The sequence below is a fragment of the Flavobacterium sp. genome, assembly GCF_044349645.1.
In the GTDB taxonomy this organism is placed as follows: Bacteria; Bacteroidota; Bacteroidia; order Flavobacteriales; family Flavobacteriaceae; genus Flavobacterium.
Window position 1 is genome coordinate 1 of record NZ_JBIKQP010000041.1, and the last position, 15,185, is coordinate 15,185.

Consider the following 15,185-nt stretch of genomic DNA (forward strand, 5'->3'; position numbering starts at 1 on the left):
CTTTTGCATCCAATTTAACAATAAAATATATTTTTATGAATCATTATGAAACTGTTTTCATTTTAAATCCCGTTTTATCTGAAGTTCAGGTAAAGGAAACAGTAAGCAAATTTGAAGATTTTCTTACTTCCAGAGGAGCAGAAATGGTATCCAAAGAGGATTGGGGCCTAAAAAAGATGGCTTACGAAATCCAACACAAGAAAAGTGGTTTTTACCATTTATTCGAATTCAAAGTTGCAGCAGAGGTTCTTATTGCATTTGAAACTGAATTTAGACGTGACGAGAGAGTTATGCGTTTCTTAACTGTAAGTTTAGACAAACACGCAATTTCTTGGGCTGAAAGAAGAAGAGCTAAATTAAAATCATCTAAAGCGTAATCATTATGTCAACATTACAACAATCGGCTTCAGGAAAAAAAGACGGAGATATCAGATATCTTACGCCTTTGAACATAGAAACAAATAAATTAAAAAAATATTGTCGTTTCAAAAAATCTGGTATCAAATATATTGATTATAAAGATGCAGATTTCTTATTGAAATTCGTTAATGAGCAAGGAAAAATTCTTCCTCGTCGTTTAACAGGAACTTCATTAAAATACCAAAGAAAAGTTTCAGTAGCTGTTAAAAGAGCACGTCACTTAGCTTTAATGCCATATGTGGCGGATTTATTAAAATAATTAAAAATTAACAGTTGTTGTTTCGCTTCTGCGGGACTAACTTCTAATAACAAAGGACAACAACATGGAACTTATATTAAAAAAAGACGTTCAAAACTTAGGATTTAAAGATGATGTGGTAACTGTAAAAAATGGTTACGGTCGTAATTTCTTAATTCCTCAAGGATATGCACAATTAGCAACTGCTTCTGCAAAGAAAGTTTTAGCTGAAAATTTAAAGCAAAGAGCTCACAAAGAAGCTAAAGTTGTAAGCGATGCTCAAGCATTAGCTGAAGCTTTAAAAGCTATCGAAATTAAAATCTATGCAAAAGCAGGTGGTGAAAAATTATTTGGTTCAATAACCAATATTGATATCGCTGAAGCTTTAGCAAAAGGTGGTCAAGAAATTGATAGAAAATTCATTACAAGTGGAATCGTAAAAAGAATTGGAAAATATTCTGCTTCTGTACGTTTACACAGAGATGTAATTGTTGAATTATCATATGAAATCATTGCTGAAAAAGTATAATTTCTTAACTCATATTTAAAAATCCCGATGAAAGTCGGGATTTTTTTTTTAATCTGATTTTATTTCAGATTCTTAAATTATTGTATAATGCATCTCATAATAGATTATTTAAAAAAATCAGTATAAATGAAATACGCTAGACTTACTAAAGAACAATTTGAAGAAATGCATGCTGAATTCAGCAGTTTTCTTGCAACCCAAGCAATTGATAAAGCAGAATGGGATCAAATAAAAATTGAAAAACCAGAAGTTGCAGAACAAGAATTGGATATTTTCTCTGATTTGGTTTGGGAAGGTGTACTTTCAAAAACAGAATATCTTGAGCATTTTTCAAAAAATCATATTTTTCTTTTCCAATGTTTTGATACTTACGTTAAATCAATTGTATTGAAATCATTGGTGTCAGAAGTAGATTTCTTAACAAAAGAGGGTTTACATTGGCTAAGCGATAATCTATTTACTGAAACTATCGAAATGAAAATTGGTAAAAAGGAATTTACTGAAGATAGAAATCAATCTCTTTTTGGGCTAATTCATCAAGGAGCGTTCTTAAGTGACGGACAATTATTCAATCAAATAAACACCATTATTGAGTCGGAATAATTCGCAAATTATTTCAAAATCATAACCATTATTTGTAACTTTGAATCCAGGTAACTTTGTCACTTTTTTAAATGGATATTCAAATTATAATTCAAAATTTAAGAGAAGAATTAAACCAACACAATCATAATTACTATGTGTTGGATCAACCTACAATTTCAGATTTTGAATTTGATGTCAAGTTAAAACAACTACAAGATTTAGAAAACCAATTCCCTGAATTTTTCGACGAAAATTCCCCAACACAAAGAGTTGGTGGAACGATAACTAAAAATTTCGCAACTGTAACACATGATTACAGGATGTATTCATTGGATAATTCTTATTCAAAAGAAGATCTTTTGGAGTGGGAAAACAGAATTCAAAAAGTATTAGGCGATGTTCCTTTGGAATATGTTTGTGAGTTAAAATACGATGGTGCCTCTATCAGTATTACCTATGAAAACGGAAAATTAAAACGAGCTGTAACTCGTGGTGATGGTTTTCAAGGTGATGATGTGACCTATAATATAAAAACTATAAAATCAATTCCATTACAATTAACTGGAAATTTTCCTGCTAAATTTGACATTCGTGGAGAGATAATTTTGCCTTTTGCAGGATTTGAAAAAATGAATCAGGAGTTAATAGATATTGGAGAAACACCTTATTCAAATCCAAGAAATACCGCTTCAGGAAGTTTGAAATTACAAGATAGTACCGAAGTTTCAAAACGTCCTTTAGATTGTTTACTCTATTTTATTATTGGTCAAAATCTACCAGTTTCTTCACAAATTGAAAGTTTAGAAAGTGCTAGATCATGGGGTTTTAAAGTACCAAACGAAACGAGATTGGCAAAAAACTTAAATCAAGTTTTTCAATTTATCGATTTTTGGGACGAACACCGACATAAATTACCCTACGAAACAGACGGAGTAGTGGTGAAAGTAAATCAATACCAGCATCAAGATGAACTAGGTTATACCGCAAAATCTCCTCGTTGGGCAATGGCCTATAAATTTAAATCGGAGCAAGTTTTCACTAGATTAAATTCTATTTCATACCAAGTGGGAAGAACAGGTGCAATTACACCAGTGGCAAATTTAGAGCCAGTGCAATTGGCGGGAACTATTGTAAAAAGAGCTTCTTTGCACAATGCCGATCAAATTGAAAAATTAGATATACGAATTGGAGATATAGTATTTGTTGAAAAAGGAGGTGAAATTATCCCTAAAATTATCGCTGTTGATAATAGCAAACGCCCAGCCAATTTAATCCCAACAAAATACATAACGCATTGTCCTGAATGTCAAACCGAATTGGTTCGATTGGATGGAGAAGCTAATCATTATTGTCCAAATTTTTACGGCTGTCCTCCTCAAATTATTGGAAGAATCCAACATTTTATATCCAGAAAAGCGATGGATATTGAAGGTTTAGGAGGGGAAACGGTTGCTTTGTTATTCAATAACGGATTGGTAACTAATTATGCTGACTTATATAATTTAACTGTTGAGCAAATTTTACCACTAGAACGAATGGCTCAAAAATCGGCTGAGAACTTGATTAATGGAGTCTCTAATTCAAAAAATGTACCTTTTGAAAATGTACTTTTCGCACTTGGAATTCGATATGTTGGAGAAACTGTCGCGAAGAAATTGGCTAAACACTACAAAAATATAGATGATTTAAGCAAAGCTACTTTTATGGATTTGGTTTTGGTTGATGAAATTGGAGATCGAATTGCTCAAAGTGTAATTGACTTTTTTGAGAATCCTTCAAATCAATCTATTATTACTGAATTAAAAACACATGGAGTCCAGTTTGAAATCATTGAAAAAGTAAATCCTAATGCTACCAATAAATTGGATGGAAAAACATTTGTAGTTTCTGGAGTTTTTGAAAAATTCTCGCGTGACGAATTGAAAAATTCTATTGAAGAGAATGGAGGTAAAGTGGGAAGCTCAATTTCTGCGAAAACACATTTTGTAGTTGCAGGAGATAATATGGGACCTGCAAAACTTGAAAAAGCAAATTCATTGAAGATCCCAATTATTTCAGAAGACGATTATATTGAAATGATAAAATAGTTATTTATTAAATGATGATACTTCTTCCATTATGGGATTTCGATTTATCATTATCAAAATAAAAGTCAATTCTACCCATATTAATTCCGTTGCAACCCGCTTGATTTACGATTACTTCTTTACCCTCACTATTTTTTAAAACAGTTGGTTTATCTAAGAAAGTGTGGGTATGACCACCAATAATTAGATCAATATCTTTGGTTAAAGTAGCTAATTTTACATCTGAAATTTTGTCTTGTTCGTCTTTGTATTTGTAACCCAAGTGAGAAAGGCAAATCACTAGATCACATTTTTGTTCGTGTTTCAAAATACGAGAAAGGTCTTGAGCAATTTCAACTGGATTTAAATATTTAGTTTCTTTATAGTTTTTACTATCTACAAGTCCTGCCAATTCAATTCCTAAACCAAAAATTCCAACTTTTATTCCGTTTTTGTCGAAAATCTTGTATTGTTTTGTTTTTCCCTGTAAAACGGTATTATTAAAATCGTAGTTTGAAGTAACAAAATCAAAGCTTGCATTGTGCATTTGAGAGTAAAATCCTTCAATACCATTATCAAAATCATGATTTCCTAGAGTGCCAAGGTCGTATTTCATCATACTCATTAATTTTAATTCAAGCTCTCCTCCGTAATAATTAAAATAAGGAGTTCCTTGAAAAATATCACCTGCATCTAATAAAAGTAAATTTGGATTTTCTTTTCTGATATTCTCAATTATTGCGGCTCTTCTTGAGACCCCGCCCATATTTGCATTTCTTGGGTGATCCGCTGGAAAAGGATCTATATAACTGTGGACATCATTGGTGTGAAGTATAGTTAAATGCTTTGTGTCTAAAGGTTTAAAACTACTAAATGACAATCCTAATCCTGCTAATGCTGTGGTTGCTGCTGTTTTTTGTATAAATTCTCTTCTTTTCATTATCTAATAATTAGGTATTTTTCAAATAGTTATTCTAAAATTATTCTTTGGTCTCTAGTTGAAGTTATCGTTTTTGTTTCTTTGAAATAATCAATTAATATATTTCTCAACTTATAATTTATATCATATTTTTCAATTCCTTTTTTGAAGAACTCCATTTTATCACCTCCATTTGAAAGATAATCTGAAGTGATCACGTAATATATTTTATTAGTATCCAATGGTTTACCTTGAATTTGAATATTTATTGGTTGATTAGATTTTGATATAGTAAATTGAATTCCTGCTAACGGATGCGGTTTATTTTCAATTAAAAATAGGTTTAGCATTTCTAAAATTTGTTCTCCATTTAAACCCACAACTATTGCGGTATTTTCAAAAGGCATAATTTCAAAAGCTGTTTTTAAAGTTACATTCCCTTTTGGAATAATAGATCTTATACCACCATTATTCAATAAACAAATATCCAATTGTTTATTTTCTCTAGAACTAAAAATGACATTCCCTTTTTGTAGCGTAATGTCTGCTAAAAGATTGCCAATTGTAGTTTGGTATTTTCCAGATTTGTCTAATGTTTCTGGAGCATATGAAACAAGAGTGTTTAATTCAGTGTCAATATGTTCTCGGTAAGGCTTTATAAAAGAATCTATAGCTTGATCACTATTATATTTATTGGTTACACCAAAATCTTTAGCTTCAATTTTTGTGACATAATATTTTTGTTCAGCACAAGAAAATAACAAAAAAAATGTTAAGATTAAACCAAAATACCTTAAAACACCGTTATACTTTTTTAGATTTACCATCGGAATTGCAACTAATTTAATTAAATTTGTAATTAAGTAAATGTACTATGTTTTTCAAGATAATAAAGAATTTTTTATTAAAAAATAAGGTTAGCAAATTGTTATCAAATACACCAGCTAATCATTCTTCAAGCATTATTAAAAGTGTGGGAGTTATTTTTGATGGAAATCTTAATTTAGAAATAGGAGATGTTATAAAAGAATTGGTTAAATATGGAATCGATAATAATCAAATTAAAGTTTTGATTTTCAAGAATAAAATCAATAAAAATGGAGTGTTTAATCATGAATTAGTAACCTATAAAGAGTTCAATTGGTCAGGAGAAATAACCCATTCAAAAGCCGAATTATTTTTGATTACTAATTTTGATTTACTAATTAATTATCATGAATTTGATAAGCCACCATTGATATATTTGTCTTATTTGTCGAAAGCTAATTTTAAAGTTGGATTTTACACTCAAGATAAAATCGTAAATAAATTTATGGTCAAAACCAATATATATAACTACCAACTATTTATAGATGAGTTATTTAAGTATTTAAAAATATTAAACAAAATATAAAAATTAATACTATGAATTCAATAATTGGAACAGGAGTTGCCCTTGTTACCCCATTTAAAAAAGATTTTTCTGTAGATGTTGAAGCATTGGCTAGAATTGTAAATTATCAAATCGATAATGGTATAAATTACCTTGTAGTTCTTGGAACCACAGCTGAAAATGCTACATTAACAGAGGAAGAAAAAGAATTGGTTATAACAACCGTAGTTTCCACAAATAAAGGCCGTTTGCCACTAGTTTTGGGAGTTGGTGGAAACAATACTCACAAGATAATTGAGGAATTGAAAACTAGAGATTTCTCTGATTTTGTTGCTATTTTATCTGTTTCGCCATATTATAATAAACCTACGCAAGAAGGAATTTACCAGCATTTTAAAGCTATTGCAAATGCTTCTCCGGTTCCTGTAATTTTGTATAATGTTCCAGGTAGAACGGGTAGTAACATGTTACCTTCAACAGTTCTTAGACTTGCTAATGAATTTAAAAATGTTGTTGCAATTAAAGAAGCTGCTGGAGACATAGTCCAAGCGATGAGTATTATTAAAGACAAGCCTAAAGATTTTCATGTAATTTCTGGTGATGATATGATTGCTTTACCGATGGTTTTAGCGGGCGGAAGTGGTGTAATTTCAGTAATTGGACAAGGTTTTCCAAAACAATTCTCAGATTTAATTCAATTTGGATTGGATAGAAAAGTAGACGAGGCATTTCAATTGCAATATAAATTGGCTGACAGTATCGATATGATTTTCGAGCAAGGAAATCCAGGTGGCATCAAAGAAGTATTGAAATCATTAGGGATTTCTGATAATTGTATGCGTTTGCCATTAGTAAATGTAAATTCAGATTTAGCAAACAGAATTAATTTATTTGTTCAAAAAAACAAATAATTTCGGAGTATATTAAGCTTGAATTATAAATAGAAAAAATATTTTGTAGTCGCTAAATTAATAACTAAATTTGCAGTTCGTTTTTTATGATTAAAGTACCATAAAAACTGCAGAAATTAAATAATAAAATGAAGAAATACATCTATATAGTTTTAATAATTTTAGGTTTTTCGTCTTGTAGCGAATATCAAAAAGCCATAAAATCGGAAGATCTTTCGGTGAAATTTGATCAAGCTTCTAAGCAATATGAAAAAGGTAAATATTTTAAGGCTTTAACACTTTTTGAACAAATGGCTCCTTCATTCAGAGGAAATCCCCAGGCAGAAAAGATGTTTTATATGTTTTCACAGTCTTATTATAAAACGAAACAATATTATCTATCTGGTTACCAATTTGAAAGTTTTGCAGCTGGATTTCCAAAAAGTGATCAACTTGAAGAAGCTTCATTTTTAGGTGCTAAAAGTTATTCAATGCTTTCTCCAGTTTATAGTTTAGACCAAACAGATACTGAAAAGGCAATTGATAAATTTCAATCTTTTATTGATGCTTTTCCAAATTCAACTTATTTGCCGGAAGCCAATACTATTGTTAAAGGTTTAAGAGAAAAAATTGAGAAAAAAGCATATGAAAATGCTTATGGGTACAATAAAATATCTGATTTTAAATCAGCAATTATTGCTTTAGATAATTTTATTATAGATTATCCAGGAACGCCATATAAAGAAAAAGCATTGTATTATAAATTGGATTCAGCTTATCAATTAGCTATAAATAGTGTTCCAACAAAAATGGAAGAAAGATTGAATGCTGCAAAAACAGCTTATTCTAATCTATTAAAATTCAATTCTAATACAGAATTCAAACAAAAAGCCGACGATATGTTGGAAAGAATTAATAAAGATTTAAAACAATTTTCAAAATAATTAGAAAGTCATGGATTTAAAAAAGACGAATGCTCCAGTAAATACGATTACTTATAATAAAAGTAAGATAGAAGAGCCAACAGGTAATGTTTATGAAGCAATTACTATTATGGCAAAAAGAGCGAATCAAATTAACTCTGAAATCAAAAAAGAATTGACTGAAAAGTTGGAAGAATTTGCAACTTACAATGATAGTTTAGAGGAAGTATTTGAAAATAAAGAACAAATTGAAGTTTCTAAATTTTACGAAAAATTGCCTAAACCTCACGCTTTAGCAGTTCAAGAGTGGTTAGATGATAAAATCTACTACAGAGAAACAAAATAAATAAAATACAATGTCAGTTTTAAGTGGTAAAAAAATAGTACTAGGAATTTCTGGTGGAATTGCTGCTTATAAAACTGCGTCATTAGTTAGGTTATTCATAAAAGCAGGTGCACATGTCCAAGTGATAATGACACCTGCTTCTAAGGATTTTATTACACCGTTAACACTATCAACACTATCTAAAAGACCAGTTTTCTCTAGCTTTTACAAAGAAGATGAAACTTTAGATTCAGAAGTTGAAAATCCAAATCAAAATTTAGAATGGAATAATCACGTTGAAATTGGGCTTTGGGCTGATTTAATGATTATTGCTCCCGCTACTGCAAATACGTTGTCTAAAATGGCAAATGGAATTTGTGATAACTTACTTATTGCTACCTATTTATCGGCTAAATGCCCCGTCTATTTTGCACCTGCAATGGATTTAGACATGTACAAACACCAATCTACAATTGAGAGTTTCAACAAATTAAAATCGTTCGGAAATACAATAATTCCTGCAGAATCTGGAGAATTAGCAAGTGGACTTTCGGGTGAAGGAAGAATGGCAGAGCCTGAAAATATTGTTGCTTTCATAGAAAGTAAAATGGAATCGGAATTACCTTTATTAGGTAAAAAAATTCTAATTACCGCTGGACCAACCTATGAAGCTATTGATCCAGTTCGATTCATTGGAAACCATTCCTCAGGAAAAATGGGCTATGATTTAGCTTTATCAGCAGCAAATTATGGGGCATCGGTGATATTAATTTCTGGCCCGACTGATTTATCTATTGTTCATGATTTTGTTCAGGTTATTAATATAAATTCAGCAGAGGAAATGTATACTGAATGTCAGAAATATTTTAAAACTTCTGATGTTTTTATTGGTGCTGCAGCTGTTGCCGATTACAAACCAAAAAATCCGGCTCTTCATAAAATAAAAAAGTCAGAAGATTCGTTTGTAATTGAATTGGAAAAAACAAAAGATATATTGCATTCATTAGGAGAAAGCAAGGAAAATCAATTTTTAATAGGTTTTGCATTAGAAACTGAAAATGAAATTGAAAATGCAAAGCTAAAAGTTCAGAAAAAAAACTTAGATTTGATAGTTCTAAATTCTTTACAAGATAAAGGTGCTGGTTTTGGTGGCTCTACCAATAAAGTAACTTTTATTGACAGTAATTTCAATGTGTTTCCAATGGAATTAAAATCTAAAGAAGAAGTTGCAAATGATATTTTAATTAAAATAATTGCTCATTATGAAGCTTAAATTATATAGTTTTCTTTTTTTATTATTTTTTGGAATTACTCAAGCGCAACAATTAAATTGTACTGTGAATGTTAATGCTGATCAAATTACAATTACCAACAAACAAATTTTCAACACTTTAGAGAAATCGCTATCTGATTTCATAAATAAAACAGATTGGACAGGAGTACCCTATAAACAGGAAGAAAAAATCAACTGCTCCATGTATATTACTGTAACGGCATATGATTCTAATCAATTTACTGCTACAATTCAAGTTCAATCTTCAAGACCTGTTTACAATTCAACTTATTCTTCACCAATATTAAATTTTAATGATAAAGATTTTTCATTTAAATACAATGAATTTGAGAATATAAATTTTAATCCTACCAATTTTGAATCAAATTTAGTTTCTGTAATTGCCTTTTATAGTTATGTAATTATTGGCATGGATGCTGATACTTTTTCAAAACAAGGAGGTAGCAAATATTTAGAAACTGCTCAAGATGTTGCAAATCTTGCTATAACAGGAGGTTACAAAGGTTGGGGGCAAGCAGATGGAACTCAAAATCGATTTTTCTTAATAAACGATATGCTTTCTAGTACCTTTATTTCTTTTAGAGAATCACTATTTGAATATCATTATGAAGGACTTGATTTAATGCATTACGATTTGAAAACAGCAAAATTAAAAATTAAAGATGCAATTTCAACTCTTGGTAGAATTAATGATATTAGACCAAATGCCTTCATAACTAGAGTTTTTTTTGATGCTAAATCAGATGAAATTGTTTCTGTTTTTTCTGCAGGGCCATCTATAGATACTAAAGAATTAATCGGAAAATTAAATATTATTTCACCTATTAATTCATCTAAATGGGCAGAAATTAAATATTAATAAATTAAAATAAATAGTCGCCTCAATGCTAGCTTCTCTTTCAATAAGTAATTTTGCTTTAATTGATAAATTAGGAATTGATTTTTCTGATGGTTTTTCAATTATAACTGGTGAAACTGGAGCTGGAAAATCAATTTTACTCGGCGCATTAGGTTTAGTATTAGGGAAAAGAGCCGATTTAACTTCTCTTAAAAATAAGGAGGAGAAATGCGTAATTGAAGCTCATTTCCAAATAGCAAATTATAATCTTCAGGCCTTTTTTGAATCCAATGATTTGGATTATGAAGACGAAACTATTATTCGTAGAGAAATATTGCCTTCAGGAAAATCTAGGGCTTTTATTAATGACAGTCCGGTAAATCTTCAAGAACTACAAGATTTAAGTGTATTTCTAATTGACATACATTCCCAACATCAAACTCAAGAACTTTCGGAAGAGTTGTTTCAATTTCAAATAATTGATTCAGTTGCTGATAATCTAGAAAATATTAATCAATATTCGACTCTATTAAGTTCTTATAAAAAAGACAAATCAAATCTAGCATCACTTACTTCCAAACTACAAACATTATTAAAAGAGCAAGATTACAATACCTTTCTATTGGATGAATTGTTAGCTGCGAAGTTAAAAGTAAATGAGCAAGAGGAATTAGAACAAGTTTTCGAACAACTTAATAATGTCGAATTCATTAAAGAAAACTTGGATAAATCTTTGGCTTTAGCCAATGAAGAGCAGTTTGGAATACTTCAAAATTTGAAAGAAATAAAAATTGCCTTACAGAAAACAATTTCTTTTTCTCCAGAATACCAATCTTTATTTGATAGAATTAATAGCGTAACAATAGAATTTGACGATATCATTAGTGAGTTAAGTCAGCAAACTGAAAAATTAATTCACGATCCTGAGAATTTAGAATTGGTGAATCAAAAGTTGCAAAACATATATAATTTACAAAAGAAACACCAGGTAAATTCGATAGAAGAGCTTTTAGAAATTCAAAACGATTTAGATAATAAAGTGGTTTCTGTTGTAGAATTAGAATTTGAGATAAAGAAATTAGCTGATAGTATAGAAGTTGCTACTTCAGAATTAGATAAATTGGCACTAAATATTCGCAACAATAGATTTAAAGCTGTTCCTGTTTTATCTGAAAAATTAATTTTTATTTTAGAGCAATTGGGAATGCCAAATGTTCGATTTAATATGGAATTAAAAGAAACGGAGCATTATTTTACAAATGGAAAGGACGAATTACAATTTTTGTTTTCTGCTAACAAAGGTTCCGATTTTGGATTGTTGAAAAAGGTAGCTTCAGGTGGAGAATTATCAAGAATTATGCTTGCTGTAAAAGCAATTTTGGCGCAATATTCTAGTTTGCCAACCATCATATTTGATGAAATTGACACTGGTGTTTCAGGTGAAATCGCAAACAAAATGGCATCAATTATGAAAGACATGAGCAACAAAATGCAAGTTTTCTCAATTACACATTTACCGCAAATTGCTGCAAAAGGAAAAACACATTACAAAGTATATAAGTCGATTCAAGGGGATACAACTATTTCAGAATTAAAACAGCTTACATTTGAAGAAAGAATTGTTGAAATTGCAGAAATGTTATCTGGTAAAGATATTTCAGATTCTGCTATAAATCATGCAAAAGCCTTATTGAATTAAATATTTTTATAATTTTGTAACTCAATAAATACAACCATTAATATTAATTTGAATTAAATAAAAAAATGATTATAGAACCAAGAATGAGAGGGTTTATTTGCTTAACAGCACATCCAAAAGGTTGTGAGCAAAGTGTAAAAAATCAAATTGAGTATGTTAAATCTAATGGTACAATTGATGGAGCTAAAAAAGTTTTAGTAATTGGAGCATCAACTGGATTTGGTTTAGCATCAAGAATTACCAGTGCTTTTGGTTCAAATGCTTCTACGATTGGAGTGTTTTTCGAAAAACCACCAACAGAAGGGAAAACTGCTTCTCCTGGTTGGTATAATTCTGCAGCTTTTGAAAAATTGGCTCATGAATCAGGATTGTACGCAAAGAGTATCAACGGCGATGCTTTTTCTAATGAAATAAAACAACAAACTATTGATTTAATTAAAGCCGATTTAGGACAAATTGATTTGGTTATTTATAGTTTAGCATCACCAGTTAGGTTAAATCCAAATACTGGTATTTTGCACCGTTCTGTACTAAAACCAATAGGAAAAACATTTACAAATAAAACAGTTGATTTCCATTCAGGTAACGTTACAGAAGTTTCAATTGAGCCTGCTAATCAAGAAGATATTGACAATACTGTAGTGGTAATGGGTGGTGAAGATTGGCAAATGTGGATGAATGCTTTAAATGATGCAGGTGTTTTAGCTAATGATGCATTGACTTTAGCCTATTCATATATAGGGCCTGAAGTTACTGAAGCGGTTTACAGAAAAGGAACAATTGGTCGTGCGAAAGATCATTTAGAAGCTACTGCTTTCGAAATTACTAAACAATTAGAAAATGTGAACTGCAAAGCTTACGTTTCAGTGAATAAAGCTTTGGTGACTCAAGCAAGTTCTGCAATTCCTGTGATTCCATTGTATATTTCTTTATTGTATAAAATAATGAAAGAGGAGGGAATTCACGAAGGCTGTATTGAACAAATCCAACGTTTATTTCAACATAGATTGTATACAGGTTCTGAAATTCCAACTGATGATAAAGGCAGAATTAGAATTGACGATTGGGAAATGAGAGATGATGTTCAAGAGAAAGTAGCTAAGTTGTGGAAAGAAGCAACAACAGAATCTTTACCAAATATTGGAGATTTAAATGGTTATACAAGTGATTTTCATAATTTATTTGGTTTCGGATTTGATGGTGTAGATTATCAAGCTGATACTAACGAAATGGTTGAAATTTCAAGTATTTCTTAAAAATATTTAATTTTAATATGCCACAAATACAGAGGTTTACGAATAGGTCCTTTGAATTTGTGGCTTTTAATTTTTATAAACAATTATAATACACAATAGATATTAGAATTATATTTGTAAAATAAATAAAATATAAAAACAAAACAGAAATGTATTTTTCAATAATTATTCCCGTTTATAATCGTCCTGACGAGATAAATGAACTTCTTGAGAGTTTAGTTAAAACTGATTATAAAGAAGACTTTGAAGTGGTTATTATTGAAGATGGCTCAAATTTGACTTGCGAAAATGTGATTGATACATTCAATAGCAAATTAAATATATCCTATTATAATAAAGAGAATACTGGACCTGGTGATTCTAGAAATTTTGGAATGAAAAAGGCAAAAGGCGAGTATTTTTTGATTTTTGATTCCGATTGTATTATTCCAAAAAACTATTTGTTAGAGGTGTCAAATCAATTAAAACAAGATTATGTTGATTGTTTTGGTGGACCTGACCGTGCAATGGCTAGTTTTTCAAACATTCAAAAAGCTATAGATTTTACAATGACTTCGTTTCTTACAACAGGTGGGATTCGCGGTGGATCTGAAACAATTGATCGTTTCCAACCTCGAAGTTTTAATATGGGATTGTCAAAGAAAGCTTTTGAAGCATCTGGTGGTTTTGGAAATATTCATCCTGGTGAGGACCCAGATTTATCAATTAGATTATGGAAATTAGGTTTTGAAACGAAACTATTTTCTGAAGCATTTGTTTACCACAAAAGACGAATCGATTGGGAGAAATTTTACCTTCAGGTTAATAAATTTGGTAAAGCCAGACCTATTTTAAATTATTGGTATCCGGAATACAATAAGATCACTTATTTTTTACCAACTATTTTTATTGTTGGATTTTATTTTTCAATTTTCTTGTTAATATTTGCTAATGATTTACTTCTAAAACTGTATTTTATTTACTTTTTTATTCTGTTTTTGTTTTCAACCTATAAATCTAGAAACTTTATCGTAGGCTATTTAACAATAAAAGCTGCTTGGAAACAATTTTCAGGTTACGGTTTTGGGTTTTTAGAATCTTTCATTAAAATTATTATTTTAAAAAAACAACCAGAACAAGCTTTTCCTGAATTATTCTTTAAAAAATGACAAAAATCATTGGATTAACTGGTGGAATGGGTAGTGGGAAAACCACGATAGCGAATCATTTAAACTCGTTAGGAATTCCAGTATATAATTCGGATTATCAAGCAAAAAAAATTCTTAATTTACCCGAAACAGTAGAATCATTAAAGTCAGTTTTTGGGGATGTCATTTTTACAAATGAATTGCTTGACAAGGAAAAACTATCAAAAATCGTATTTAAAAATCCTGAACAATTAAAGTTACTCAATCAAATAATTCATCCCGCAGTAAGAGTTGATTTTGAGAATTGGCTTAAAGCAAATATAAATTCGCCACTTGTAATAAAAGAAGCTGCAATTTTATTTGAAAGTGGAAGTTATAAAAATTGCGATGTGATAATTTCTGTTTCCGCTCCTCAAGAAATTAGAATTCAAAGAGTTATAGCTAGAGATCAACTTACCTATGACGAGGTGATGTTTAGAATTAACAACCAATGGACAGACGAAATGCGAAATGAAAAAAGTGATTATGTAATTGATAATCAAGATATTGACAAGGCTTTGGTTCAAGCTGAATTTGTTATTAATAATTTATTAAATTATCAATAAAAACTTATTTTGTTAATGTTTGGTTAATATATTAATAGAATAAATGTTAAAATATTAAATTTGATTGATGAATAAATTATTTTTCCGTTTACTGATTGT

Annotated in this window: 17 protein-coding genes; 15 read left to right on the forward strand and 2 right to left on the reverse strand. The window is 30.0% G+C overall.

Annotation, left to right across the window (positions count from 1 at the left end):
• Positions 1-35 precede the first annotated feature (35 nt).
• The 5 genes from rpsF (at position 36) to ligA (ending at position 3,859) form a co-directional block, all read left to right on the forward strand.
• Positions 36-377, forward strand: a complete 342-nt coding sequence (gene rpsF / locus AC9UFV_RS08200) for a 30S ribosomal protein S6 (protein ID WP_509547664.1) — start codon at positions 36-38, stop codon at positions 375-377.
• A 5-nt stretch (positions 378-382) separates the two neighbouring features.
• Positions 383-679 carry a 30S ribosomal protein S18 gene (rpsR, locus tag AC9UFV_RS08205; protein ID WP_027310945.1) on the forward strand — a complete coding sequence of 99 codons (297 nt, stop codon included), beginning with the start codon at positions 383-385 and terminating at the stop codon, positions 677-679.
• Between the two features lie 64 nt (positions 680-743).
• A complete protein-coding gene (gene rplI / locus AC9UFV_RS08210) occupies positions 744-1,187 on the forward strand; it encodes a 50S ribosomal protein L9 (protein ID WP_509574728.1) in 444 nt (147 codons plus the stop codon).
• A 126-nt stretch (positions 1,188-1,313) separates the two neighbouring features.
• Positions 1,314-1,790, forward strand: a complete 477-nt coding sequence (locus AC9UFV_RS08215; RefSeq protein ID WP_509574730.1) for a DUF6495 family protein — start codon at positions 1,314-1,316, stop codon at positions 1,788-1,790.
• Between the two features lie 71 nt (positions 1,791-1,861).
• Complete coding sequence (ligA, locus tag AC9UFV_RS08220) at positions 1,862-3,859, forward strand: NAD-dependent DNA ligase LigA (protein WP_509574732.1); 1,998 nt, start codon at positions 1,862-1,864, stop codon at positions 3,857-3,859.
• 7 nt (positions 3,860-3,866) lie between these two features.
• Here ligA and AC9UFV_RS08225 read toward each other — a convergent pair whose 3' ends face one another.
• On the reverse strand, positions 3,867-4,778 hold the full coding sequence (locus tag AC9UFV_RS08225; protein ID WP_509574734.1) for a bifunctional metallophosphatase/5'-nucleotidase: 912 nt from the start codon (positions 4,776-4,778) through the stop codon (positions 3,867-3,869).
• A 29-nt stretch (positions 4,779-4,807) separates the two neighbouring features.
• Complete coding sequence (locus AC9UFV_RS08230) at positions 4,808-5,584, reverse strand: 5'-nucleotidase C-terminal domain-containing protein (protein WP_509574736.1); 777 nt, start codon at positions 5,582-5,584, stop codon at positions 4,808-4,810.
• A gap of 47 nt (positions 5,585-5,631) precedes the next feature.
• On the opposite strand from AC9UFV_RS08230, the gene AC9UFV_RS08235 reads away from it, so the two are divergent.
• From AC9UFV_RS08235 to coaE, 10 genes are all read left to right on the forward strand, one after another.
• Positions 5,632-6,150: a DUF6913 domain-containing protein gene (locus tag AC9UFV_RS08235; RefSeq protein ID WP_509574738.1), complete on the forward strand. Its 519-nt coding sequence runs from the start codon at positions 5,632-5,634 to the stop codon at positions 6,148-6,150.
• Between the two features lie 11 nt (positions 6,151-6,161).
• A complete protein-coding gene (gene dapA / locus AC9UFV_RS08240; RefSeq protein ID WP_509574740.1) occupies positions 6,162-7,040 on the forward strand; it encodes a 4-hydroxy-tetrahydrodipicolinate synthase in 879 nt (292 codons plus the stop codon).
• 128 nt (positions 7,041-7,168) lie between these two features.
• Positions 7,169-7,963, forward strand: a complete 795-nt coding sequence (locus AC9UFV_RS08245) for an outer membrane protein assembly factor BamD (protein WP_509574742.1) — start codon at positions 7,169-7,171, stop codon at positions 7,961-7,963.
• A gap of 10 nt (positions 7,964-7,973) precedes the next feature.
• Entirely contained in the window at positions 7,974-8,288 is a 315-nt protein-coding gene (locus AC9UFV_RS08250) for a DNA-directed RNA polymerase subunit omega (RefSeq protein ID WP_509521836.1), read from the forward strand.
• 10 nt (positions 8,289-8,298) lie between these two features.
• Entirely contained in the window at positions 8,299-9,540 is a 1,242-nt protein-coding gene (gene coaBC, locus AC9UFV_RS08255) for a bifunctional phosphopantothenoylcysteine decarboxylase/phosphopantothenate--cysteine ligase CoaBC (protein ID WP_509574744.1), read from the forward strand.
• Positions 9,530-10,420 (forward strand): type IX secretion system protein PorD, encoded by an 891-nt coding sequence (gene porD / locus AC9UFV_RS08260; protein WP_509574746.1) that lies wholly within the window; start codon positions 9,530-9,532, stop codon positions 10,418-10,420. Before coaBC ends, porD begins: the two co-directional genes overlap by 11 nt.
• A 25-nt stretch (positions 10,421-10,445) precedes the next feature.
• A complete protein-coding gene (gene recN, locus AC9UFV_RS08265) occupies positions 10,446-12,098 on the forward strand; it encodes a DNA repair protein RecN (protein ID WP_509574748.1) in 1,653 nt (550 codons plus the stop codon).
• A gap of 65 nt (positions 12,099-12,163) precedes the next feature.
• Entirely contained in the window at positions 12,164-13,354 is a 1,191-nt protein-coding gene (gene fabV, locus AC9UFV_RS08270) for an enoyl-ACP reductase FabV (RefSeq protein ID WP_509574750.1), read from the forward strand.
• Between the two features lie 149 nt (positions 13,355-13,503).
• The gene (locus AC9UFV_RS08275; RefSeq protein ID WP_509574752.1) at positions 13,504-14,502 is read left to right on the forward strand and encodes a glycosyltransferase family 2 protein; all 999 of its coding nucleotides are present in this window, start codon (positions 13,504-13,506) and stop codon (positions 14,500-14,502) included.
• Entirely contained in the window at positions 14,499-15,086 is a 588-nt protein-coding gene (coaE, locus tag AC9UFV_RS08280; protein ID WP_509574754.1) for a dephospho-CoA kinase, read from the forward strand. The genes AC9UFV_RS08275 and coaE overlap by 4 nt, the downstream gene beginning before the upstream one ends.
• The last annotated feature ends 99 nt before the right edge of the window (positions 15,087-15,185 follow it).

Coding starts and splice junctions, on each gene's coding strand:
- rpsF (WP_509547664.1), top strand. CDS start 36: ATGAATCATTATGAAACTGTTTTCATTTTAAATCCCGTTTTATCTGAA.
- rpsR (WP_027310945.1), top strand. CDS start 383: ATGTCAACATTACAACAATCGGCTTCAGGAAAAAAAGACGGAGATATC.
- rplI (WP_509574728.1), top strand. CDS start 744: ATGGAACTTATATTAAAAAAAGACGTTCAAAACTTAGGATTTAAAGAT.
- AC9UFV_RS08215 (WP_509574730.1), top strand. CDS start 1,314: ATGAAATACGCTAGACTTACTAAAGAACAATTTGAAGAAATGCATGCT.
- ligA (WP_509574732.1), top strand. CDS start 1,862: ATGGATATTCAAATTATAATTCAAAATTTAAGAGAAGAATTAAACCAA.
- AC9UFV_RS08225 (WP_509574734.1), bottom strand. CDS start 4,778: ATGAAAAGAAGAGAATTTATACAAAAAACAGCAGCAACCACAGCATTA.
- AC9UFV_RS08230 (WP_509574736.1), bottom strand. CDS start 5,584: ATGGTAAATCTAAAAAAGTATAACGGTGTTTTAAGGTATTTTGGTTTA.
- AC9UFV_RS08235 (WP_509574738.1), top strand. CDS start 5,632: ATGTTTTTCAAGATAATAAAGAATTTTTTATTAAAAAATAAGGTTAGC.
- dapA (WP_509574740.1), top strand. CDS start 6,162: ATGAATTCAATAATTGGAACAGGAGTTGCCCTTGTTACCCCATTTAAA.
- AC9UFV_RS08245 (WP_509574742.1), top strand. CDS start 7,169: ATGAAGAAATACATCTATATAGTTTTAATAATTTTAGGTTTTTCGTCT.
- AC9UFV_RS08250 (WP_509521836.1), top strand. CDS start 7,974: ATGGATTTAAAAAAGACGAATGCTCCAGTAAATACGATTACTTATAAT.
- coaBC (WP_509574744.1), top strand. CDS start 8,299: ATGTCAGTTTTAAGTGGTAAAAAAATAGTACTAGGAATTTCTGGTGGA.
- porD (WP_509574746.1), top strand. CDS start 9,530: ATGAAGCTTAAATTATATAGTTTTCTTTTTTTATTATTTTTTGGAATT.
- recN (WP_509574748.1), top strand. CDS start 10,446: ATGCTAGCTTCTCTTTCAATAAGTAATTTTGCTTTAATTGATAAATTA.
- fabV (WP_509574750.1), top strand. CDS start 12,164: ATGATTATAGAACCAAGAATGAGAGGGTTTATTTGCTTAACAGCACAT.
- AC9UFV_RS08275 (WP_509574752.1), top strand. CDS start 13,504: ATGTATTTTTCAATAATTATTCCCGTTTATAATCGTCCTGACGAGATA.
- coaE (WP_509574754.1), top strand. CDS start 14,499: ATGACAAAAATCATTGGATTAACTGGTGGAATGGGTAGTGGGAAAACC.